Here is a 23002-nt window from a genome sequence, read left to right on the forward strand (position 1 = left end):
CTGACATGAACTGGCTGCTGGACCTCACTCCCGATGAATGGAATGCGGTCAGGCTGTCGATCAAGGTGGCGACGGTCGCGATGATCGCCAGCCTGCCGCCCGGCATCCTGCTTGCGCTGCTGCTCGCGCGCGGGCGTTTCTGGGGCAAGACCCTGCTCAACGGGCTGGTGCATCTGCCCCTGATCCTGCCGCCGGTGGTGACCGGCTATCTGCTGCTCCTCACCTTCGGCCGGCGTGGGCCGGCCGGCGCCTTCCTGGCCGAGCATTTCGGCATCATCTTTTCCTTCCGCTGGACCGGCGCGGCACTGGCCTGCGGGGTCATGGGCTTCCCTTTGATGGTGCGGGCGATCCGGCTGTCGATCGAGGCTGTCGACCGCAGAATCGAGGCGGCCGCCGGCACGCTCGGCGCCAATCCTTTCTGGGTGTTCGTCACCATCACGCTGCCGCTGATCCTGCCCGGCCTGATCGCCGGCGCGATCCTTTCCTTCGCCAAGGCGATGGGCGAATTCGGCGCCACCATCACCTTCGTCTCCAACATCCCCAACGAAACGCAGACGTTGCCTTCGGCGATCTATACCTTCACGCAGGTGCCCGGCGGTGATGCCGGAGCGCTGCGGCTGACACTGATTTCGATTGTCATATCGATGGTTGCGCTGGTGGCCTCGGAAGTCCTGGCGCGGCGCGTCGGCCACAGGATGGATATCGAATGACGCTCTCGGTCGATATCAACCATCGGCTCGGAGACTTCGCCGTTGAAGCCAAATTCGCCAGCGCCGGCCGGCTGACGGCGCTGTTTGGGCCTTCCGGTTCGGGCAAGTCGACGCTGATCAACTTGATCGCGGGGCTGATCCGCCCGGACAAGGGCCGCATCGCCGTCGACGGACGCATGCTGGTCGATACCGAAGCGCGGACCTTCGTGCCGCTGCACAAGCGGCGGATCGGCATGGTGTTCCAGGATGCGCGGCTATTCCCGCATATGAGCGTCGCCGGCAATCTGCGCTACGGCCGCTGGTTCACGCCGGCTTCCGAGCGCTACGCCAAGATGGACGCGGTGGTCGACCTGCTCGGCATCGGTCATCTGCTCGACCGGCGGCCGGCGAAACTGTCAGGCGGCGAAAAGCAGCGCGTCGCCATCGGCCGCGCGCTGCTTGCAAGCCCGAAACTGCTTCTGATGGACGAGCCGCTCGCCTCGCTGGACGAGGCGCGCAAGGCCGAGATCCTGCCCTATATCGAGCGGCTGCGCGACGAAACGAAGATACCTGTCGTCTATGTCAGCCATTCCGTCGCCGAGGTGGCGCGGCTGGCCAGTGACGTCGTGGTGCTTTCGCAAGGCAAGGTGGCGGCGGCCGGCCCGACCGAGTCGATCATGCAGCGGCTCGACCTGTTGCCGGCGGAGGAGCGCGGTGAGGGCGGGGCAGTGCTCGACACCAAGGTTCTGCGCCACGACGAGGCCTTCGGCATGACGGTGCTGAGCTCGCCGGCCGGAGAAATCCGGGTGCCGAAACTGGCGATGGCAGCGGGCGCTCCGGTGCGCATTCGCATCCGCGCCCGCGATGTCATGATCGCGACCGAGCGGCCGGCAGGTCTCAGCGCGCTCAACATTCTGGCGGGAACGATCACCGCCGTCAGGCCAGGCATCGGGCCGACGGTGGAAATCGCCATCGACTGCAATGGCGCGATCGTGCTGGCGCGGATCACCGAACAGTCCAAACACACCCTTCGTCTGGCGCTCGGCCAGCAGGTCTTCGCGGTGATCAAGACGGTGAGCTTCGACAGCGCGACGACCGGAGCCGGGCTGCCGGCCGAGGCCGACGGTTGACGAAAGCGCCATATCGCTATGTTGATTTGGAATAGCGATATGGCAGCAGAAGGGTTAGTCTCGACATGACCGCGGAGGACAAGTCATGCCATCGCTGAGCTTGCGGATAAACCTCGACCCCGACGGCCGGATCGGCCCGGGCAAGATCGAATTGCTGGAACAGATCGCCGCCTTCGGCTCGATCTCGGCCGCGGCGCGCGGCATGGAGATGTCCTACAAACATGCCTGGGATCTGGTCGAGGACATGAACCGCGTCTTCGGCAAGCCGCTGGTCGCCGCGCAGACCGGCGGCAAGAAGGGCGGCGGCGCGCAACTGACATCGGTGGGTCTGGCGGTGGTCAGCCGCTTCCGGGCCATAGAGCGCGCCGCTTCATCGGCCGCCGCCGTCCATATGCAGGCGCTACAGGCTGAGATCGATGCGGGGTGACTGTACCCTTTGGAGGTCTACTCCTTCGGCTCCCCGGGCTTGCGCAGCAGATAAGTGTCCATGATCCAGCCCTTTTTCCGCCGGGCTTCCTCGCGCACCTTCTCGATCTCGGCGCCGACATCGCCCAAGCGTCCGGAAATGACGATCTCATCCGGCGTGCCGAGATAGGCGCCCCACTGGATGAGGACGTCCTTGTCGGCAAGCGTGTTGAAGGCGCATTTGCCGTCGAGCATGACTATGGTCGAGCCGGCATTGGCCGGTAGTCCTTCTTCGGTCAGCCGTCGGCCGGTCGTCACCAGGATCGAATCGCCGATGCGGTTGAGCGCGGTCGCATGGGCAGCGGCCAACGCCTGGATCGCGGTGATGCCGGGGATGACTTCGAGCTCGAAGCCGACATTGCCCCTCAGCCGGACGCGCTCGAGGATGCGCAGCGCGCTGTCATAGAGCGACGGATCGCCCCAGATCAGGAAGGCGCCGCAACCGTCTTCGGCAAGCTCGTCGCGGATCAGGGTCTCGTGGATTTCGGCGATCGCCTCGTGCCAGTCGTCGACGGTTGTCCTGTAGGACGATGTCGGCTCGGCCCGGACCGGCACATCGAACTCAACGCGGCGCGATTTCGGGTTAGTGACGAAGCGGTCGCAGATCAGCCGGCGCAGATCGGCGAGATCGTTCTTCTTCGCCCCCTTGTCGGGGATGAACAGCACGTCGGCGCGGTTCAGGCCGTCGATGGCCTGGACCGTCACGTGGTCGGGATTGCCGGCGCCGATGCCGATGACGAGAAGCTTGCGCATGGCGATCTCCTGCCTGATCGGCGGCGCGGTGTCCAGAAGTACCCGTAGTCGATGATGAAGGCTTTGAAACGTCGTCTCGAAACGGCTAGATGGAAGCCGCATCCGGCTGGTCCGGTATCGCGGCACAGAGGAGGGGGCCATGTTACGCACCGTACTGACCGCAGCGCTGGCGATCATGGCCGCCCCGGCCTTCGCCAATGATTCCGTCGCCGAGCTCGGCACCGGCGGCCTGATCCTGTCGCGCAGCGATGCCGTCGCCATGCAGAGCGAGGATCTTTTCATCTCGCCGGAGAAGGTGACGGTCGACTATGTCTTCCGCAACAACACCGACAAGGATGTGAGTTCCATCGTCGCCTTCCCGATGCCGGACATCGAGGGCGATCCCAACGAGATGCCGGCGATCCCGGAGGCGCAGAGCGACAACTTCCTCGGCTTCGAGGTGACGATCGATGGCGTCGACGCGAAACCTCAACTCGAACAGAGGGCGTTTGCGCTGGGCATCGACATCACTGCCGACCTCAAGGCGCAGAACGTGCCGCTCTATCCGTTCGGCGATGCCGCCAAGGCGGCGCTGGCGAAGCTGCCCAAGGATGTCACCAAGGATTGGGAAGACCGCGGCATCATCATCGAGGATACGGCCGATGACGGTTCAGGCATGCAGACCGCCTATGTGCCCTTCTGGCAATTGCGCTCGACCTATTGGTGGCGTTCGACCTTCCCGGCCAACAAGGAAGTTCATGTCTCGCATCGCTACAAGCCCAGCGTCGGCGGCACCTCCTCGGTCAGCTTCTTCTCCGAGGGCCAGTTCCGGGATCCGCAATACAGCGCCTACAAGACGCGCTATTGCATGGACGGCGCGTTCGAGAACGCGGTGCGCAAGGCCGCGAGGGAAAATCCCGACGGCTACCCGAAATATTATGAGAGCCGGATCGCCTATATCCTCACCACGGGCGGCAACTGGGCTTCCGGCACTATCGGCAATTTCAAGCTGACGATCGACAAGAGCAGCCCCAAGAACCTCGTCTCCTTCTGCGGCGACAATGTCAAAAAGGTCGGACCGACGACATTCGAGATCACCGCGAAGGATTTCTATCCCGAGCGCGACATCGACATCCTGCTGCTCGAGCCGTCCGACAATGGCGGGAACGGCGGCTGATGGACATCGCGATCTATGTCGCCATCGCCGAAAACGGCGTGATCGGCCGCGAGGGCGGCCTGCCATGGCGGCTTTCCACCGATCTCAAGCGCTTCAAGGCCGACACGATGGGCAAACCGATCATCATGGGCCGCAAGACCTATGAGGGCATCGGCCGGCCGCTGCCCGGCCGGCTCAACATCGTGGTGACGCGCGACAAGGCCTGGCGCGCCGAAGGCATCGAGGTGGCCCACTCGCTGGATGACGCGATCGCGCTGGCCAGGGTGCGCGGCCGCTGCATGGCGGGCGCCGAGGAGATCTGCGTGGTTGGTGGCGGCGAGATCTATGCCCAGGCCTTGCCGCTGGCCGACCGGCTGCATGTGACGCATGTGCTGGCCAGCGTCGATGGCGACGCGCATTTCCCGCCGATCGACCCGAGCACCTGGCAAGTCGTCAGCGCCGAGGATTTCCCCGCCGGCGAGAAGGACAGCCACGCCACGCGTTATACGGTTTACGAGCGCCGCCGCGACGATCGTTGACGACGACAAAGGGTCGCTACCGATCCAAATCGCACGGGGACGATGGCCCATCGCGTTGAAAGCGGGTCAAGGCGTCCCTATAGAAGAACGGTGTTGCAGCGGCCCGCGTCCAACCGGACGCACAAGAGGTCGCCGTAATACTTTGATTTTGGCGCATGATTCCTTTTCGAAAACCGATATGGGTTTTCGGGGTCTTGCGTTAGGATTGCGCCGCAAGGCCTGAGGGAACCGAAGCGAAAGGACATTCATGCCCTGGAACGACAAGAGCGGCGGCGGCGGCCCATGGGGCGGCGGCGGCAATCAGGGACCCTGGGGCCAGGGACCGAAAGGGCCAAGCGGACCGCAGGGTTCCCCGCCCGATCTCGAGGACATCATCCGCCGAGGCCAGGACAGGTTGCGGCGCGCGCTTCCGGGCGGCGGCGGCGCCAGCCCGGCGGTGCTCGGGCTCATCGCTCTGGCGCTCGTCGTGCTGTGGGCCTTCAAGGCGATCTATACCGTGCAGCCAGACGAGGTCGCCGTCGAGTTGCGCTTCGGCCAGCCTAAGACCGAGCTTTCGCAACCTGGCCTGCATTTCCACTGGTGGCCGATCGAAACGGTCGAGTCGGCCAAGATCTCCGAGCAACTGGTCAGCATCGGCGGCGGCGCGAGCAGCGGCTCCGGGCTGATGCTCTCCGGCGACCAGAACATCGTCAACGTTCAGTTCTCGGTGGCCTACCAGGTCTCGGATCCCAAAGCTTACCTGTTCGACGTCTCCGATCCCGACGGCATGCTGGCGCAGGTCGCCGAGAGCGCGATGCGCGAAGTCGTCGGCCGGCGCCCGGCCCAGGATATTTTCCGCGACGATCGCCAGGGCATCGCCACCGCGGTGCGCGAGATCATCCAGGGCACGCTCGACGGCTACAAGACCGGTCTCCAGGTCAACGCGGTCTCGATCGAGGATGCGGCGCCGCCGCGCGAGGTGGCCGACGCATTCGATGAAGTGCAGCGCGCCGAGCAGGACGAAGACAAATTCGTCGAGCAGGCCAACCAGTATTCCAACCAGAAGCTCGGACAGGCGCGCGGCGAAGCGGCGCAGATCCGCGAAGACGCGGCCGCCTACAAGAACCGGGTCGTTCAGGAGGCGGAAGGCGAGGCGCAGCGCTTCATCTCCGTCTACAACGAATACGCCAAAGCGCCCGACGTCACGCGCAAGCGCCTTTATCTCGAAACCATGGAGAGGATCCTGAAGGACTCGAACAAGGTCGTCGTCGAGCCGGGCAACGGTCAGGGCGTGCTGCCTTACCTGCCGCTGCCGGCTTTGCAGCCGAAAGCGCCGCCGTCGCCCCTGGGCGTCACGACGGGAGGTAACCAGTGATGGCCAACCGTCTTCCCATCATCGCCGTCATCGCGGCGGTCCTCCTGTTCCTGCTCTATTCCTCGGTGTTCGTGGTCAATGCCGGCCAGCAGGCGATCGTCCTGCGGTTCGGCGAGATCATCGACGTCAAGAACGAGCCCGGCATCTACTTCAAGGCGCCTTTCGCCTTCTTCGATGCCGACAGCGTGCAGATGGTCGAGAAGCGCGTGATGCGCTTCGACCTCGACAACATCCGCGTCCAGGTCTCGGGCGGCAAGTTCTATGAGGTCGATGCCTTCATCGCCTACCGGATCTCGGATCCGCGTACGTTCCGCGCGGCTGTGTCCGGTCAGGTTGAACTGGCCGAAGCCCGGCTGAGGACGCGTCTCGACGCGGCGCTGCGCCGCGTTTACGGCTTGCGCGACTTCGAGGCCGCGCTCTCCGAGGAGCGCGGCAACATGATGCGCGAGGTGCGCGATCAGCTTCGCCCCGACGCGACCTCGCTCGGCCTCGACATCGAGGACGTGCGTATCCGCCGGACCGATCTGACGGCGGAGGTCTCGCAGCAGACCTATGACCGCATGAAGGCCGAGCGCCTGGCGGAAGCCGAGCGTCTGAGGGCGCGCGGCAACGAGGCGGCGCAGCGCATCAGGGCGCGGGCCGACCGCGAGGTCGTCGAGATCGTCGCCGAAGCGCAGAAGGAATCGGAAATCCTGCGCGGTGAGGGCGAGGCGCAACGCAGCGCGACCTTCGCGGATGCCTATAAGCGCGATCCCGCCTTCTTCGATTTCTACCGCTCGATGAACGCCTACGGCACGGCGCTGGACAACACGGGAACGACGATGGTGCTCTCGCCCGAGTCCGAGTTCTTCCGCTACTTCCGCGATCCGGGCAGCAAGCCTCAGCCCGGGCAACCGACGCTGCCCGCGCCCACCGCGCCTGCGGCACCGGCTACGCAACCCGGCACCGCCCAGTAGCGGCGGTGCAGGACTTTGTCGCGGCGATCGGCCTGGTCCTCGTGATTGAGGGCCTGGTCTATGGCGGGTTTCCGGGATTGGCCCGGAAGCTGGCGACGGAAGTGCTGTCGATGCCCGAGAATGCGCTGCGGATCGGGGGCCTTGCGGCGATCGCCGTCGGTGTCGCCGTTGTCTGGCTGGTGCGCGGCTAGTTTTTTGTTTTTACGCAATTCCGGACAGAAAACCGCTGCGCACTTTTCCTGGAATTGCTCGAATGAAAATTCCTTGGTGCCGCGGCAATTGACGGTTTATCCTTCGCCAATAGCTACGGCCGCAAACGTGCCGTATTTCTTGCCAACATGAACCGGACAGGCGCCTTTGCGGATGCGCTTTTCCTTTTTCAGAACCACCGGGAGGCCATGATGATATCCGACACCCTGTTGCGCGCGGCGCGGCGTATGGTCTTCGCCGGTGCCACGGCATTCGCGGTCGGCGTTGTCGCCGTTCCGTCCTTCGTCACGCCGACGATCGCCTCCGACGGACCGCCTTCGGTCGCCGATCTCGCCGAGCGCCTGCTCGGCGCGGTGGTCAACATCTCGACCTCGCAGACGGTCAAGGGCACGGAAGGACCGGGTGCGGTGCCGATGCCGCAATTGCCCGAGGGCTCGCCTTTCCAGGATTTCTTCGACGATTTCTTCAAGAACCGCGGCGGCGACAAGGGGGGAGCTGCGCAGAAGGTGCAGTCGCTCGGCTCCGGTTTCGTCATCGACGCCGAGCAGGGCATCGTGGTGACCAACAACCACGTCATCGCCGACGCCGACGATATCGAGGTGAATTTCTCCGACGGCGTCACGCTGAAGGCAACGCTTGTCGGCACCGACACCAAGACCGATGTCGCGGTGCTGAAGGTTGATCCGAAAGGCCACAAGCTGACCGCGGTGAAATTCGGCGATTCCACCAAGATGCGCGTCGGGGACTGGGTGATGGCGATCGGCAATCCGTTCGGCCTGGGCGGCACGGTCACGGTCGGCATCGTCTCGGCGCGCAACCGAGACATCAACTCTGGTCCCTATGACGACTTCATCCAGACCGACGCCGCCATCAACCGCGGCAATTCCGGCGGTCCTTTGTTCAACGCCGCCGGCGAGGTCATCGGCATCAACACGGCGATCATCTCGCCGTCGGGCGGCTCGATCGGCATCGGTTTCTCCATCCCCTCGCAGCTTGCCGCCGGCGTCGTCGATCAGCTCCGCCAGTATGGCGAGACGCGGCGCGGCTGGCTTGGCGTGCGCATCCAGCCGGTGACGGACGACATCGCCGAAAGCCTCGGCATGGCGACCGCCAAGGGCGCGCTGGTGGCCGGCGTCATCAAGGGCGGGCCGGTCGACAATGGCACGATCCAGGCCGGCGACGTCATCATCAAGTTCGACGGCAAGGATATTCATGAAATGCGCGACCTGCCGCGCGTCGTGGCGGAAAGCCCGGTCGGCAAGGCGGTCGATGTCGTCATCGTGCGCAAGGGCGTCGAGCAGACCGTCAAGGTGACGCTCGGACGGCTTGAGGACGGCGAGAAGCTGGCCAGCGGCGAGAACGGCAACACCGACCAGGACAAGGGCGACAAGGCGACGCCTCCGGTATCGACGGCCTCCGTGCTCGGCATGACGGTCGGCGAGCTCAACGACCAGACGCGGCAGAAGTTCGGCATCGCGGCCGACGTGTCCGGCGTGGTCATCACCGATGTCGCCAAGGATTCGCCCGCGGCCGAGCGCGGCATCCAGCCCGGCGAGGTGATTACCGAGATCGCGCAGGAATCGGTCGGCACGCCGAAGGATGTGATGGACCGGATCGGCGCGCTGAAGGAACAGGGCCGCAAGAACGCGCTCTTGATGCTGGCCTCGAAGACCGGCGAACTGCGTTTCGTGACGATCCGGATGGATTGAGTCCGAAACGTTCAGCAACCGATTGATGTTTCAATGAATAGGGCGGCTAGCGAGCCGCCCTTTTTCGTGCCTGCCAGCCCTCGCGCGACAGCCTGTAAATGACATGCCGCTTGAGATGCGGGTGGCTGTCGGGGACACTTGGATGGTCGAAGTCGGCGTCCGGATCGGCGCGCATGCCGAGCCGCTTCATGACGGCGATCGAACGATGGTTATCCGCGACCGCGAACGATACGATCTCGTCGACGCCAAGCGTTTCGAAACCGAAGGCGAGCCAGGCTTCCGCCGCCTCGGTGACATAGCCATTGCCCCAGAATTCGGGCGCCAGCCGCCAGCCGATCTCGATCGTGCCGGGCGCCAACACATCTATGTCTTCCGTTCCGGACAAGCCGACGAAGCCGATGCATTCGCGGGTCGCGGCAATCTCGGCCGCGGCGAAGCCGTAGCCGTCCTCTTCGATCCAGGCGCGGACCTCGTCCATCTTGGCGTCGGCAGCGGCACGGTCGCGGCGGAACGGGAAAAATTCCATCACGCGTTCATCGGAGTTGATGCGGTGGAAAAGCTTGCGGTCGCGATCCTCCCAGTTGCGCAGGATGAGGCGCTCGGTGCGGATCGGCGTCATGGGAGACCTCTTGATAATTCTACTCCGGCGGACATCTGACGCGGCTTTCTGCGCTTCCGGTGCTCACGGACTCAAATGTCCGCTCCGCTCCGGTTCTCGACAGCCACACCACATGTCTCGCCGGAGCGAATTCTGAAGAGGTCTCACTCTACAAACTCGTCCTGGCGGTAACCCTGGAGATAGAGCAGCGCGGTCAAGTCGCCGTGGTCGATGCGGATCCGGGCCTGCTCGGCCACCGCCGGCTTGGCGTGGAGCGCCACGCCTGTGCCGGCAAGACGGATCATGTCGAGATCGTTGGCGCCGTCACCGACCGCGATGGCGTCCTCCGTCGTCAGCCCGTGCCTCTTCGCGATGTCCAGCAGCGCTTCGGCCTTGGCGGCGCGGCCGAGGATCGGCTCGGCCACCTTGCCGGTGAATGCGCCGTCTTCCTCGATCAGGCGATTGGCCCGGTTTTCCTGGAATCCCAGCATGGCGGCGATGCGGCTGGTGAAGACATCGAAGCCGCCCGAGACCAGCGCCGTCCAGGCGCCGTTGGCGCGCATCGTCTGCACCAAGGCGCGGCCGCCGGCGGCGAGCGTCAGCCGGTTGGCGATGATGCGGTCGACCACGGCGGTGTCGAGGCCCTTCAGCAGGGCGACGCGCTCGCGCAATGCGGGCTCGAAGGCGATCTCGCCATTCATCGAGCGCGCGGTGATCGCGGCGACATGGTCCTTGACGCCGATCTCGTCGGCGAGCTCGTCGATGCATTCCTGGTCGATCATGGTCGAATCCATGTCGGCGAGCAGGATCTTCTTTCGCCTGCCTTCGGCGGGCTGGACAACGATATCGACCGGCTCGGAAGCCAGTGCGGCGCGCAGATTGGCGGTCATTTCGCCGATATCCGGCGTCTGCGGCAAAACGAGATCGCAGGCGACGTCTTCAGCCAGCCAACGGACGGCGCTTGCGCCGGTGGCCCGCAAGGCCATATTCGCAAGCGAGGCCGGCACGGCGCGGGCTTCTGGACGGGACACTAAAGTGGCGATCAGCGGCATCGAACATTCCGGCAGGCAGGCGGGCGAAGGCCGCGTCAAGAACGCGATCCTGATAGCCGGGCCGACAGCCAGCGGCAAGTCGGCGCTGGCGCTCGATCTTGCCGCACGCGGTGGGGGGGTCATCGTCAACACCGATTCCATGCAGGGCTATTCGGTGCTCGACGTCTTGACCGCGCGGCCGACCGCCGCCGAAACGGCGCGCGTGCCGCATTTCCTGTACGGGCATGTGCATCCCTCCACCGCCTATTCCACCGGCGCCTGGCTGCGCGATGTGACGAAGCTGATCGAGAACGGCTCCCTGTCGGGCCGTCCGGTTGTTTTCGTCGGCGGCACCGGTCTCTATTTCCGCGCCCTGGCCGAGGGCATCTCGGATATGCCGGACATTCCACCGGCGGTGCGTGAGCGCTGGCGGTACGAGCTCAAGGAGCAAGGAGCCGAAAGGCTGCATCGCCTGCTGATGCACGAGGATTCCGCCATGGCCATGCAACTCAGGCCGACGGACGGTCAGCGAATCGTGCGGGCGCTCGAAGTGCTCGATGCTTCGGGACGTTCCATCCTGGAGTGGCAGGCGGCGCGCGGCCGCCCGCTGATCGACCGCGACAGCGCCCGTTTCCTGGTCATCGAGCCGGATCGGGAGCAACTGGTCCGGCGCATAGAGGCGCGTTTCGACCAGATGCTCGACAAGGGCGCGCTGGACGAAGTACGGCAGCTTACGGCGCTCGGCCTCGACCCGGACCTGCCGGCGATGAAAGCGATCGGGGTGCGCGAGCTGCAGGCGGCGATGGCCGGACAGTCCGGCTTTCCCGAGGCGATCGAGCGGGCCAAGATCGCGACGCGGCAGTATGCCAAGCGCCAGTCGACCTGGTTCAGGCACCAGCTTGGCGCGGAGTGGCGCAGGCTGCGGCCGGGCGATGAAGCGGCAGTTCACGACTGACCAAAAGCCTTTTTCAATCAGCGCCTTAAAATCCTTTGTTCTAATTCCCGCGATGGTTGTCCGGGTTAACGGTCCGTAAGGCCCGCTATGGCATAAGCTCGAGGGTTACAGTGGCGCGGGGAGTAGATGCGTTTCCACAAGGCGGAATCGGCATTTTTCGTTTTTATTTTCGTGATCCTGGCCGCTGGCCTGGTGACTTTCCATGCCTATGGTCAGTTGCAGGACATCGCCTCGGACCTCGATGCCGCGTCGCGCGTCGACAAAATCGTCTATCTCAACAAGTTGCTGTTCGTCACCGGGGCGCTGCTGGCGACCGCGCTGTTCTTCGGGACCTTCTTCATCTACCCGCTGATTCGTGGCCAGGTGCGGGAAGAGGGCAAGCTCAGGGCCATGACGGTCTCGCTCAGCGCCCGTTCGCAGACGCTCGAACAGGCCGCGCTCACCGACGGTCTGACGGGCATGCAGAACCGCCGCTATTTCGACGATGCGCTACGCGAATATCTCCACGAGTTTCGCCGCATCGACAGGCCTGTCGGACTGATGATCCTCGATCTCGATCATTTCAAGCAGGTCAACGACACGCATGGTCATGATGTCGGCGACGAAGTGTTGAGGGCCGTCGCCACCTGCCTGAGAGGCATGACGCGCTATCACGATGTGGTGGCGCGGCTGGGCGGCGAGGAGTTTGCCGTCGTCACGCCCAATATGGATGTCGAACTGCTTGCCAGGTTCGCCGAGCGCATCCGCAAGGCGATCGCCAACCTGTCGATCCTGTCGGGCAATGTGCGGCTCAAGGTCACCACCAGCGTCGGCCTCGCCGTCTGGGACCACAAGGAGAGCGCCGAGGATTTCTACCGACGCGCCGACCGCCAGCTCTACGAGGCGAAGAAGCAGGGCCGCAACCGCGTCTGCGCCTAAAATTCCGAAGATGAATTCGTGAGGCCGGCCGTATGCCGCCGTTTTCTGCGCTTCCGGTGCTCACGGACTTGATGTCCGCTCCGCTCCGGTTCCCGCAAACGACACCATCCGACTCGGCCTGACGAATTCCCTATCGGAATTTGCTCACCGTCCGGCGTCGGGTGGTTAGTCGTTGAACTGGCGCATGCCGAAGGTCGAGGGTTTCAGGCCGTAGCGGGTGTCGAAGTCGTCGTCCGGCTGGGGACGGGGGGCTGCGGTGGCCGGCTTCTTGTAGTCCGGGTCGCCGGCCTGCCGAGCCGAGTCCACGGCCTCGGCGAAGGCCATGGCCTGCTGTGGCTTCGGCACGTTGCGGAGCCGCTCGACGATCATGGCCAGATCGACGTCGCTGCCGTCCACGGAGGGCTCGACCTGCTCCCTTTTCGCGGTTCCGGGGATGAACTCCTGCGCCAGCTTCTCGAATTTCAACCGCATGGTGGTCGCGACGCCTTCGCCGAAGGCAATGGCTTCGCGCTGCCCCATCGACGACAGGAACGCCAGCGTCGAGGCCGAGGAGTCGGCGATCGCCGACCGGATGATTGCCTGGTCCTGCTCGTTGGCAAGGCGCATGGCGAAGAAGGTCGAGCACTGCGACAGGATGGTCGGATCGAGCTCGCCCGGGCGCTGGGTGACGACACCCAGATAGCAGCCATATTTGCGGCCTTCCTTGGCGATGCGCGACAGCGCATGCCTGGTCGGCGCGAAGCCGAGGCGCGGATCAGCCGGCATGTAGCGGTGCGCTTCCTCGCAAAGCAGGAGCAGCCTCAGCCGGCCCTCGCTCCACAAGGCCAGGTCGAAGGCCAGGCGCGCCAGCACCGAGCAGACCGAGTTGACCACTTCCGAAGGCATGCCCGCCATCTCGAAGCAGGTGACCGGGCGGCCGTGATTGGGAACACGGAAGATATTGCCGATCGTCTCGTGGATCGTGTCCTCGATCAGGCGGGAATTGAACATGAAGCGGTAACGCGGATCGGCGGCCGCCGATTCGATGCGCGTCTTCAGCGACTTCAGGATCGGGCGATCGTTCTTGCTTTCGAGCAGGCCCATGCGCTCGTCGATCTGCTTGATGAGATCGGCGATGCGGTAAGGCACCGGCGTATCCGCCGTCAGCGCATCGCTGCCGCGCCTGACATAGGTGCCGGAACTGGGGTTGCGGTAGAGGTTCTTGGCCGCCGGGATCAGGTCGCGCAGGACATCCACTTCCTCGGGTAGCGTTTCGCGGCCGCGAAACAGCACTTCGGCGAATTCCTCCAGCCTGAACATCCAGAATGGCAGGTCAAGCGTCTTGGAATCGACCTTGACGCAATATTCCGGCAGCGAGGCCGCGAACTCGTTATGCGGGTCGAGGATGAGCACGCGCAGGTCCGGCCGCGCCTCGATCGATTTGCGCAAGAGCAGCGAGACCGCCGTGGACTTGCCGACGCCGGTGGTGCCGACGATGGCGAAATGGCGCGCCAGCGTGTCGTCGATAGCGATGTTGGCATCGATCGATTCATCCTGCGACAGCGTGCCGATGGTGACCGAATGGCGTCCGGCCAGATCGTAGACCGCCTGCAGGTCGCGGCTGCGGATACGGTGAGCGATGGCGCCGATATGCGGATAGGCGGTGATCCCGCGGTCGAAGATCGGCTTGGCGCCGGGCTCCGCGCCGTCGCGCACTTCGCCGATCAATTCGATGCTGACCTCGATCGGGTTCTGGCCTTCATTGCTCCAGGCGCGGTCCGATTTGCCGATCTCATAGACGAGGCCGACCGTGCGCGTCGTGCCGAGATTGATGGAGATCATCTTGCCGACCGTCCACTGGCCGGTGACCGTGCCGTCGGCATCCTCGGCGTAGGCGCTGATGGTGGCGCGCGCGCCGTCGCATTGCACGACATTGCCGAGAATGCGTTTGTCGCTTTGCAGGGCGTTGCGGCGCTCCTGCGAAATCGGTTCGCCAACGGAGGCTTCGCGTTCGACAAACATGACTGACCTGGTCCCATTCCCTGGAGCATCGACCCTATCCAGGCGGGGTTAAATTGAGGTGAGGTCGAATGGTGTAGACGGTGTTAAGGCGGCCGCGACAATTCGATCGAATGGCCTCTTCCCAGATTTCGCAATTCCGATATATTGAACGAATGGACGATATATCGAATGACATCACGGCCACGATCGGGAGGCGAATCCGTTCCGAAAGGACGGTGAGAGACTGGTCGCTGGCCGAGCTTGCGAGGCGCTCGGACGTGTCCAAAGCGATGCTGAGCGCCATCGAGCGCGGCGCGACCAGTCCGACCGCGGCACTCCTGGTGCGTATCGCGGCCGCCTTCGGCATGACGCTGTCGACGCTGATCGCACGGGCCGAACTGCAAGGCGGCGGCGTTTCGCGCAGGGACGACCAGCCGGTGTGGCAGGATCCGGCAACCGGTTACATCCGGCGGCATCTGTCGCCGGCATCGCAGATGCCGCTCGAACTGATCAGGGTCAGCCTGCCGGCGGGCGCCAGGGTCAGCCTTCCGGCCGCCTCCTACGCTTTCATCAAGCAGCAGATCTGGCTGATCGATGGAAGGCTGGATTTCACCGAGGGCGATGTGGTGCACCGGCTCGAGCCCGGCGACTGCCTGGCGCTGGGAGCGCCGGCGGACTGCGTCTTTCATGCTCCCGGACCGGCTGCGGCGGAGTATCTCGTGGCGCTGGTCAGGGACTGATCTAGATGCCTCGACGACCAAAACGCTCGCACAATGGCGGGCCGCCGCTCGACGACTATGAAGGACCGCCCTGGGGCAAGGATGACGCCTACATTTTCCTCGCCTGGCGCGCCGCTCACGACAAGGCGTGGAAGGCGCCGAGCCAAGCCGTCATGCTGATGCGGCTGGAGAGAGCCGAGCGGCTCGGGCTGACCTATGAGGAATACACGCTCGAGATCCTGGAGCGCGGCCGCCATCTCAGCGAGGACGACGCCGGCCGGATCGCTGAAATCCGGCGGGCGCGCCGGCGCAGGCGGATCAGCCATTTCGAATGACCTTTTCCTGATGCCGCATAGCCTTGGAGAACACCGGCATGAACACACTTGAAATCCGGGCCTTGACCGAAGATGCGGCGACCGTCGCGATGCTCGCCGATCTGTTGATCGAGACCGTCGCCGCCGGCGGATCGGTGAGCTTCATGCATCCGTTGCCGGCGGAGGTTGCGCGGGATTTCTGGCGCAAGTCGCTTGCAGCGGCGGCGCGCGGCGAAAGGGCGGTGCTGGGCGCATGGCAGGGCGGGGTGCTTGCAGGCACCGTCACGCTGCTGCTCGACTTTCCGCCCAACCAGCCGCACCGCGCCGAGATCGCCAAGCTGATGACCGACCGGGGCTATCGCGGCAGGGGTATCGCGACGCGCCTGATGCAGGAAGCCGAGAAATTCGCCGTCGAGAAAGGCCGCACGTTGCTTGTGCTGGACACGGCGCGCGAAGAGGGCGCGGCGGGCCTTTATGAGAAGCTCGGCTTCACGCTGACCGGCGAGATCCCGGACTTTGCGCTGAAGCCGCATGGCGGACTGACCGGGACGCTGATCTACTGGAAGCGGATAGGAGCAGGGGCCCGTACGCTATCCTGACCTTCCGGCGATACGCGACAGAAGCCAGCGGCGAAAATCCTGTTCGGCGCCGGACAGCCGCGACGACGACGGTCTCGTCAAAAAGTGGCCCGATGGGCTCGACAGCTCGAAATCCGAAAGCCTGACGAGAGCCTTCTCCTTGAGTGCTGTTTCGATCAGCGGCCGGGACCCCAGCAGCGCGCCGGCGCCGGCCTTCGCCGCTTCCATGGCGGCGACGAAACTGTCGAAGCGATGCGAGCGCCGGGGCGGTCCGGAAAGCCCCGCGGCGGCAAACCATTCCGCCCACATTTCGCGCGCGCCGGCGACCAGGAGAAGCGGCAATGACGTCCAATCGTCATCTCGCGCGAGCGTTGGCGCCGCGACCGGGACAAGCCGCTCGACCGTCAGCCGGTCGGCTTCGCGCCCGGGAAAGGACCCGTTGCCGAAGCGTATGTCGAGCGCCGAGCCGGGCTGGTCGTAGTCGGTCGGCCGATGGATGGTCACAAGATCGAGCCGGATCTGCGGCAGCGACTTCGCCAGGTCGGGCAGGGCCGGGATGAGCATCAGAAGGGCAAAGGAGATCGGAACCCGGATCGAGACCGTCTGCACAGCGCGGGGCTCGAACAGCTCGTTGGTGCTGTTGCCGATGGTCGCGAATGCCGACTGGATGTGCGGGAGGTAGGCCGCGCCCTCCGGCGACAGCGTCACGCCGCGCGCCAGGCGCGCGAACAACCGCGTCTTGAGCCGCTCTTCCAGGAAGCGGATGTGCTGGCTGACGGCGGCTTGGGTGAGGCCGAGCTCGGCGGCTGCGGCGGTGAAGTTCGACAGGCGGGCGGCAGCCTCGAAACTGCGCAGCCAGTCGAGCGGAGGCATCGTGTCGAGAGCTTTTGCAGCCATCAGAAATTTACGACCATTACCCGAAAAACGATAATTTGAATTATGTCTCTTTGGACGTCATCATGCAATCCGTGCCCGCAGCCGCGGGTAAAGATGGAGCTTCTGGGACATGCTGACGACAGCGACGCTGGGCGACGAGGGACGAACGATCGAGCTTGGCTGGAAAGACGGGGCGCGCAACCGCTTCCATGCCATGTGGCTGCGCGACAATGCGCTGGACGACAAGACGCGCGGCGCCGGCAACGGCCAGCGGCTGATCACCATCCTCGACATTCCGGCCGAAACGCGGATCGGCGCGGCCTCGATCAAGGGCGAGGTGCTCGAGGTCACATTCGTCCCTGAAGGCAAGACCGTCGGCTTTCCCGCGGGCTGGCTCCGCGCTCATGCCTACGATCGTGGCGAGGCTCGCGAGCCTGGCTGGACCGGAGGCGACATAAGGCGCTGGACGAAAGCCACGATGCAGAACTCCGTGCCGCGCGCGACCTATGCGGATGCCAGCCGCGACGGCAATGTGCTGCGGCAATGGCTGGCCGCGGTGCGCAGCTACGGCTTCGCCGTCATGGACGGCCTACCCACGGAATCCGGCGCGCTGTGCAAGGTGGCCGACCTCTTCGGGTACATCCGGGAGACCAATTACGGGCGTTGGTTCGAGGTGCGGGCCGAGGTCAATCCGAACAATCTCGCCTACACCAATCTCGGCCTGCAGGCGCATACTGACAATCCCTACCGCGACCCGGTGCCGACGCTGCAGATTCTCGCCTGCATCGAGAACACGGTCGAAGGCGGCGAATCCAGCGTCGTCGACGGTTTCGCCGTAGCTGCCGCGTTGCAGGCCGAAAACCCGGAGGGCTTCCGGCTGCTTTCGTCCTATCCGGCGCGCTTCGAATATGCCGGCTCGTCGGGCGTCCGGCTGCAGTCCAAGCGGCCGATGATCGAGCTCGGGCCCGATGGTGAGCTGATCTGCATCCGCTTCAACAACCGCTCGCTGGCGCCGGTCGTCGATGTGCCTTTCGCCGAGATGGAGAAGTACTACGCGGCCTATCGCCGGTTCGCCGAACTGATCGAGGATACTGCCTTCGAGGTGACCTTCAAGCTCGGGGCGGGAGAGTCCTTCATCGTCGACAACACGCGCGTCTTGCATGCGCGCAAGGCGTTTTCCGGCAGCGGCAAGCGCTGGCTGCAAGGCTGCTACGCCGACAAGGACGGCCTGCTGTCGACGCTTGCCGCGATCGAGCATGATTTCAGGGAGGCGGCGGAATGAAGCCGAATGAATTGAACGCCGGCAACATCGTCGAATTCATCGCCGATATTTTCGAGCGCCGTGGTGCGGAATCCTACCTCGGCGAGCCGGTCACGATGTCCGAGCATATGCTGCAGGGCGCGTGGCTCGCCGAGCAGGACGGCGCGCCGGAGGAACTGGTGGCGGCGGCGCTGCTTCACGACATCGGCCACTATACCAGCGAGTTCGGCACCTATTCGCCCGAGGACGTGGAGGACAAGCACCATGACGAGGCGGGCGGCGAGGTGCTCGCGCCTTTCTTTCCGCCCGTCATCGTCGAATGCGTCAGGCTGCATGTCTCGGCCAAGCGCTATCTCTGTGCCACCGACCCTACCTACTTCAGCAAGCTGTCACCGGCCTCGGTGCATACGCTGTCGCTGCAGGGCGGGCCGATGAGTGCAGAGGAAGTGGCCGAGTTCCGCAGCAATCCCTTCCATGACGAAGCGGTGCGCGTGCGCATCTGGGACGAGGGCGGCAAGGTCGCCAACATGAAGACGCGCGCCTTTCGCGATTACGTGCCGCTGCTCGAGCGCGTGGTGAAAAAGTTCGAGGCGGAAAAGGCGGCCTAGACGCGGAAGCCCGGCTGGCCGGGCTTCCGCCATCTGCGAGAGCGTTGTGCGTCAGCTCTTGTGGTAGACCTCCTGCAACCCATAGACCGGGGTAGGTAACCCGACCTGCCTGGCCTTCAGCTGCAGCGCAAGATACTGCGAGTAGTGCCGCGACTGGTGCAGGTTGCCGCCATGGAACCACAGCGCCTCCTGCTGCGTCGGCTTCCACATGTTGCGCTGTTCGCCTTCCCAGGGACCCGGATCCTTGGTGGTGGCGGAGCCGAGGCCCCAGACCTTGCCGACCTTGTCGGCCACCTCCTGCGAGATCAAGTCCGCGGCCCAGCCGTTCATCGAGCCGTAGCCGGTGGCATAGATCACCAGGTCGGCCGGCAATTCGGTGCCGTCGACGAATTTGACGCCGGTTTCGGTGAGCTCCTGCACCGCCGCACCCGGTCCGCTCTTCAATTTGATCGAGCCGTCGATGACGAGGTCGCAGGCGCCGACATCGATGTAATAGCCTGAGCCACGGCGCAGGTATTTCATGAACAGGCCCGACCCGTCGTCGCCCCAGTCGAGCATGAAGCCCGCCTTTTCCAGGTCTTCGTAGAATTTCGCGTCGCGCTCCTTCATCTGTTCGTAGAGCGGAATCTGGAACTCGTGCAGGATGCGGTAGGGTAGCGAGGCGAAGATCATGTCGGCCTTGCGCGTCGTCATGCCGTTCTCCACCGCCTGCTCGGAGTAGAGCGCGCCAAGCCCTATATCCATCAGCGTGTCCGACTTGACGATGTGGGTGGACGAGCGCTGCACCATTGTCACGTCGGCGCCGCCTTCCCATAGTGCCGCGCAGATGTCGTGCGCCGAGTTGTTGGAGCCGATGACCACCACCTTCTTGCCCCGGTATTTATCCGGGCCGGGATGGGTCGAGGAATGCTGCTGCTCGCCCTTAAAGATGTCCTGGCCTTTGTATTTCGGCCAGTTCGCCTTGCCCGACATACCGGTCGCCAGCACCAACTGCTTGGGCTTGAGCACGATCTCCTTGCCGTCGCGTTCGACGACCACGGTCCATTCCTTCGTCTTCTCATCGTATCTGGCGGACTTCGCAGTGGTGGAGGACCAGTAGTTCAGCTCCATCACCTTGGTGTACATCTCCAGCCAGTCGCCGATTTTGTCCTTCGGCGCGAAGATCGGCCAGTTCTTCGGGAAGTCGATATAGGGCAGGTGATCGTACCAGACCGGGTCATGCAGGCAGAGCGACTTGTAGCGCTTGCGCCAGGAGTCTCCGGGACGCTCGTTCTTCTCGATGATGATGGCCGGCACGCCGAGCTGCTTCAGCCTCGCACCGAGCGCGATACCGCCCTGACCGCCGCCGATGATGACGACATAGGGTTGCTTGGTATGGCCGAGCGAGGCGATTTCGTCCTCGCGCTCCTCGCGCCAGGTCTTGCGGTCCTTGCCGTGTCCGTGCTTGGCGCCGAGCGGACGGGTGAAGCCAGCTTTCTCCTCATGCCCTTTCAGCTCGGCCATCGTGGTGAGCAGGGTCCAGATCAGGTCGCCCTTGAACCGCACGAGGCCGAAGCCGCGCGCGACGCTGGTCTCGAAGGTGATCCAGGCGGTGATGATGCCGCCGTCCTCACTTGCTTCCTCGCCCTTGGCCACCGCCCAGCCGGTCGGCTTGGTGTTGGCCAGCGTTGCCTGCAGCATGTCGCGAACTTGGTCCTGTCCCTCCATCGTCTTCAGGTTCCAGGTGAAAGTGACCAGGTCGCGCCAGTAGCAGTCGGCCTGGAAGCAGTTGACGGCGCTGTCGATGTCGCCGGCTTCCAGCGCCTTGCCGAATTTGTCGAGCAGTGCCTGCGCCTTGGTGGTGGGTGTTCTCTCGAGCATTTGTTCTCCTCCACTTGCTAGAGTGCGCCATGAGCAGCAAGCGGCGTGCCAACCGTAGCGCTCACCATGGATTGCAATGGAATTAACCTGTTAGAGCGATCTTCCGTCGCCTTGCCTGTTGCATTTGCTGTTGCGGCGCTGCGGCGCGCCGCAGTCTTGCAATATCAGTTTGGTGCTTCCAGCCGCAGGCGCTTCATCCGGCGATGCACCGTGGTGCGGTCGACGCCGAGACGCCGCGCGGCTTCGGAAATGTTCCAGCCGGTCGCCGCCAGCATGGCCAGCAGGGCTGCGCGCTCTTCCTCGGGCGAGGGAGCGCGAAGCGCCACCATTGCGGCGGACGGAGCAGACGCCGCCACGCGGACCGTGGCGAAATCGGGCAGGTCGGAAGGCTGGATCGTCTCGTCGTCGCAAAGGGCCACCGCCAGGTCCACGGCGTTGACGAGCTCGCGGATGTTGCCGGGCCAGCCATGGCGGATCAGTGCCAGCCGTGCCGCCGGCGACAGTTTTGCCGGCCGCCCGGCCAGGCGCGCGCGCTCGCCGACCAGCCGTTCCAGCAGCCATTCGAAATCGGTGCGCTCGCGCAGTGGCGGCAATGTCAGCGATGCGGCGTTCAGCCTATAGAACAGGTCCTCACGGAAACGGCCCTCGGCAACTAGCTGGCGCAAGTCGTGATGCGAGGCGGAGATGATCTTGATGTCGACAGGCCGGGGTGCAATACCGCCGACCGGGATCAATTCGCGCTCGGCGATCACCCGCAGCAGACGCGATTGCAGCGCGTAGGGCATGTCGCCGATCTCGTCGAGAAAAAGCGTGCCGCCGTCGGCGCTCTCGATGAGGCCCTTGCGTCCCTTGGCCGTGGCGCCGGTAAAGGCGCCGGCGGCGTGCCCGAACAGCTCGCTCTCGATCAGATGTTCAGGAATGGCCGCGCAATTGATGGCCACGAACGGGCCGGAGCGCCCCGAGCTGTCATGCAGCGCGCGGGCTAGATATTCCTTGCCGGAACCGGTCTCGCCATGGATCAGGATCGGGATGGTGGTGCGCGCCAGCTTGGCGGCCCGCGTCTGCATGGTCGCCATGGCCGGATCGCCGCCCGAAAGCTCGGCGATCGGTTTCGGCAGCGCCTCGACAGGTGCGCGGCGTCCGCTCGGCGGCTGCGGCTCGATGGCATGCGCGAACAGCGCGCTGCCGTTGCGGCCGAACACCAGTCGCTCCTCGGTCGGGCGCCCGCGCGTCAAATTCGGCAAGTCGTCGATGTCCATGTCGAGGTAACGCGAGATCGGCTGACCGATCGGCGAGGAGAGCCTCCAGTCGACGCCTCCGGCCTGCGCCAGAAGCAGGGCCCCGCCGCGCGTGGTGCCGAGGATGCGGCCCGAGGCATCGAGCGCGACGGCTGCCTCCGGATCGACATCGAGGAATTCGGGCGAGCGTGAGAAGCGCAGCACCCATTCCGAATGCATCTGCGCCATCAAATTGGCGAGCTCTATGCGCCGGGCAGACGCCGTCACAAGGTGAAGGGCAAGGTTCTGGCTGACTTTCGGCTGCGGCGAGCGCAGCAGCGATATGTCAAGCACGGCGGTCAGTTCGCCGTTGGTGTCGAAGATCGGTGCGGCGGTGCAGGAAAGCGGCGTGTGGGTGGTGTCGAAATGGTCGGTCTGGTGAATGGTCATCGCCTCGCCGGTGACGATGCAGGAGCCGACGCCGCAGGTTCCGGTGCGGCTTTCGGACCATTCCGAGCCGAGGTAGAGACCGGCCGTGCGCAACTGGTCCATGAACAGCGGGTCGCCGAGGAAGTCGACGGTGACGCCTTTCGCGTCGGCCAGCAGCAGGACGTAGTTCTGGCCGGCCACCTGCTTGAACAATGTCTCCAGCCCGCTACGGGCTATGGCGATCAGCCTTTCGGACTGCTCGCGATGCTCGCGCAACTGGGTATCAGGCACGATGTAGGCTTCCGTCGGACGCGCCGGGTCGAGCCGATGCGTATCGATGCAGCGCAGCCAGGATTGAACCACGATATCGTCGCGGACCGATCGCGCGCCGGACAGCACCTCTTCGATCTCGCGTATATGCTCCCGTTCGCCAGCCATGCGTCCTCCTCGCAGCCAACGTCACACCATTGCGCATGTCGCGTCCCCAAACCGCTCTACCCCTTCCGGGCGACATGCATCGGCACATACTGGTGCCTCGGCGGCGGGCGCTCAACTGTACTATGGTAGCGCGAGACAGCGCGGTTTCTCACAGGCGGGTGAATTCGCGCCGGACCCCATTGACGAGCCCGCGTTTTCGCCCTTATTGTCCGCGCCCATGAAAACGGCACTCATTCTCGTAGGCTGGCGCGTGGGCAAGGCGGTGTAACCGCCGGGCGAA

23 protein-coding genes are annotated in these 23002 nt (G+C 64.6%); 16 read left to right on the plus strand and 7 right to left on the minus strand.

Features of this window, described 5'->3' with window-relative positions; all coding sequences use genetic code 11:
• Positions 1-5 precede the first annotated feature (5 nt).
• From modB to DPM35_RS10490, 3 genes are all read left to right on the plus strand, one after another.
• Complete coding sequence (modB, locus tag DPM35_RS10480; protein ID WP_112127237.1) at positions 6-710, plus strand: molybdate ABC transporter permease subunit; 705 nt, start codon at positions 6-8, stop codon at positions 708-710.
• Positions 707-1819, plus strand: coding sequence for a molybdenum ABC transporter ATP-binding protein (gene modC, locus DPM35_RS10485; RefSeq protein ID WP_112127238.1), 1113 nt, complete (start codon positions 707-709; stop codon positions 1817-1819). The genes modB and modC overlap by 4 nt, the downstream gene beginning before the upstream one ends.
• Positions 1820-1904: 85 nt before the next feature.
• On the plus strand, positions 1905-2246 hold the full coding sequence (locus DPM35_RS10490) for a winged helix-turn-helix domain-containing protein (protein ID WP_042644082.1): 342 nt from the start codon (positions 1905-1907) through the stop codon (positions 2244-2246).
• A gap of 17 nt (positions 2247-2263) precedes the next feature.
• Here DPM35_RS10490 and cobF read toward each other — a convergent pair whose 3' ends face one another.
• Positions 2264-3037 carry a precorrin-6A synthase (deacetylating) gene (gene cobF / locus DPM35_RS10495; protein WP_112127239.1) on the minus strand — a complete coding sequence of 258 codons (774 nt, stop codon included), beginning with the start codon at positions 3035-3037 and terminating at the stop codon, positions 2264-2266.
• A 139-nt stretch (positions 3038-3176) separates the two neighbouring features.
• On the opposite strand from cobF, the gene DPM35_RS10500 reads away from it, so the two are divergent.
• The 6 genes from DPM35_RS10500 to DPM35_RS10525 all read left to right on the plus strand — a co-directional run bounded on the left by DPM35_RS10500 (position 3177) and on the right by DPM35_RS10525 (position 8940).
• Complete coding sequence (locus tag DPM35_RS10500; protein ID WP_112127240.1) at positions 3177-4193, plus strand: DUF4424 domain-containing protein; 1017 nt, start codon at positions 3177-3179, stop codon at positions 4191-4193.
• On the plus strand, positions 4193-4711 hold the full coding sequence (locus tag DPM35_RS10505) for a dihydrofolate reductase (protein ID WP_112127241.1): 519 nt from the start codon (positions 4193-4195) through the stop codon (positions 4709-4711). The genes DPM35_RS10500 and DPM35_RS10505 overlap by 1 nt, the downstream gene beginning before the upstream one ends.
• Before the next feature lie 247 nt (positions 4712-4958).
• Entirely contained in the window at positions 4959-6065 is a 1107-nt protein-coding gene (gene hflK, locus DPM35_RS10510) for an FtsH protease activity modulator HflK (RefSeq protein ID WP_112127242.1), read from the plus strand.
• Positions 6065-7021 carry a protease modulator HflC gene (gene hflC, locus DPM35_RS10515; RefSeq protein WP_112127243.1) on the plus strand — a complete coding sequence of 319 codons (957 nt, stop codon included), beginning with the start codon at positions 6065-6067 and terminating at the stop codon, positions 7019-7021. Before hflK ends, hflC begins: the two co-directional genes overlap by 1 nt.
• A 5-nt stretch (positions 7022-7026) precedes the next feature.
• Complete coding sequence (locus DPM35_RS10520) at positions 7027-7212, plus strand: DUF2065 domain-containing protein (protein WP_112127244.1); 186 nt, start codon at positions 7027-7029, stop codon at positions 7210-7212.
• Positions 7213-7422: 210 nt separating this feature from the next.
• Complete coding sequence (locus DPM35_RS10525; RefSeq protein ID WP_112127751.1) at positions 7423-8940, plus strand: DegQ family serine endoprotease; 1518 nt, start codon at positions 7423-7425, stop codon at positions 8938-8940.
• A gap of 46 nt (positions 8941-8986) precedes the next feature.
• On the opposite strand, the gene DPM35_RS10530 is transcribed toward DPM35_RS10525, so the two are convergent.
• Positions 8987-9559 (minus strand): GNAT family N-acetyltransferase, encoded by a 573-nt coding sequence (locus DPM35_RS10530; protein WP_112127245.1) that lies wholly within the window; start codon positions 9557-9559, stop codon positions 8987-8989.
• A 143-nt stretch (positions 9560-9702) separates the two neighbouring features.
• Entirely contained in the window at positions 9703-10590 is an 888-nt protein-coding gene (gene serB / locus DPM35_RS10535) for a phosphoserine phosphatase SerB (RefSeq protein WP_112127752.1), read from the minus strand.
• Between serB and miaA the strand changes: the two genes are divergently transcribed.
• Together miaA and DPM35_RS10545 are read left to right on the plus strand one after the other, a co-directional pair.
• Positions 10580-11524 (plus strand): tRNA (adenosine(37)-N6)-dimethylallyltransferase MiaA, encoded by a 945-nt coding sequence (gene miaA, locus DPM35_RS10540; RefSeq protein WP_112127753.1) that lies wholly within the window; start codon positions 10580-10582, stop codon positions 11522-11524. The two genes, serB and miaA, sit on opposite strands and share 11 nt — an antisense overlap.
• A 126-nt stretch (positions 11525-11650) precedes the next feature.
• Positions 11651-12442 (plus strand): GGDEF domain-containing protein, encoded by a 792-nt coding sequence (locus DPM35_RS10545; RefSeq protein ID WP_095815595.1) that lies wholly within the window; start codon positions 11651-11653, stop codon positions 12440-12442.
• Positions 12443-12607: 165 nt separating this feature from the next.
• On the opposite strand, the gene DPM35_RS10550 is transcribed toward DPM35_RS10545, so the two are convergent.
• Positions 12608-14443, minus strand: coding sequence for an ATP-binding protein (locus tag DPM35_RS10550; protein ID WP_112127246.1), 1836 nt, complete (start codon positions 14441-14443; stop codon positions 12608-12610).
• 152 nt (positions 14444-14595) lie between these two features.
• Between DPM35_RS10550 and DPM35_RS10555 the strand changes: the two genes are divergently transcribed.
• Genes DPM35_RS10555 through DPM35_RS10565 form a run of 3 tightly spaced genes read left to right on the plus strand, consistent with a single transcriptional unit; the run spans position 14596 to position 16054 of the window.
• Positions 14596-15162, plus strand: a complete 567-nt coding sequence (locus tag DPM35_RS10555; RefSeq protein WP_112127247.1) for a helix-turn-helix domain-containing protein — start codon at positions 14596-14598, stop codon at positions 15160-15162.
• A gap of 5 nt (positions 15163-15167) precedes the next feature.
• Positions 15168-15476, plus strand: coding sequence for a hypothetical protein (locus DPM35_RS10560; RefSeq protein ID WP_112127248.1), 309 nt, complete (start codon positions 15168-15170; stop codon positions 15474-15476).
• Between the two features lie 38 nt (positions 15477-15514).
• Positions 15515-16054, plus strand: coding sequence for a GNAT family N-acetyltransferase (locus DPM35_RS10565; protein WP_112127754.1), 540 nt, complete (start codon positions 15515-15517; stop codon positions 16052-16054).
• Here the strand turns inward: DPM35_RS10565 and DPM35_RS10570 are convergent.
• Positions 16046-16930 carry a LysR family transcriptional regulator gene (locus tag DPM35_RS10570; protein WP_181591986.1) on the minus strand — a complete coding sequence of 295 codons (885 nt, stop codon included), beginning with the start codon at positions 16928-16930 and terminating at the stop codon, positions 16046-16048. The genes DPM35_RS10565 and DPM35_RS10570 overlap by 9 nt on opposite strands.
• A 109-nt stretch (positions 16931-17039) precedes the next feature.
• Here DPM35_RS10570 and tmpA point away from each other — a divergent pair, with 109 nt between their 5' ends.
• Entirely contained in the window at positions 17040-18191 is a 1152-nt protein-coding gene (gene tmpA / locus DPM35_RS10575; protein WP_112127249.1) for a 2-trimethylaminoethylphosphonate dioxygenase, read from the plus strand.
• Complete coding sequence (gene tmpB / locus DPM35_RS10580) at positions 18188-18778, plus strand: (R)-1-hydroxy-2-trimethylaminoethylphosphonate oxygenase (protein WP_112127250.1); 591 nt, start codon at positions 18188-18190, stop codon at positions 18776-18778. The genes tmpA and tmpB overlap by 4 nt, the downstream gene beginning before the upstream one ends.
• A 51-nt stretch (positions 18779-18829) precedes the next feature.
• Here the strand turns inward: tmpB and DPM35_RS10585 are convergent, their stop codons facing one another.
• Both DPM35_RS10585 and DPM35_RS10590 read right to left on the minus strand, forming a co-directional pair.
• Positions 18830-20638 (minus strand): NAD(P)/FAD-dependent oxidoreductase, encoded by a 1809-nt coding sequence (locus DPM35_RS10585; protein WP_112127251.1) that lies wholly within the window; start codon positions 20636-20638, stop codon positions 18830-18832.
• Between the two features lie 164 nt (positions 20639-20802).
• The gene (locus DPM35_RS10590; protein WP_112127252.1) at positions 20803-22722 is read right to left on the minus strand and encodes a sigma-54-dependent Fis family transcriptional regulator; all 1920 of its coding nucleotides are present in this window, start codon (positions 22720-22722) and stop codon (positions 20803-20805) included.
• Positions 22723-23002: the final 280 nt, after the last annotated feature.

The organism is Mesorhizobium atlanticum, assembly GCF_003289965.1.
GTDB classification, from domain to species: domain Bacteria; phylum Pseudomonadota; class Alphaproteobacteria; order Rhizobiales; family Rhizobiaceae; genus Mesorhizobium; species Mesorhizobium atlanticum.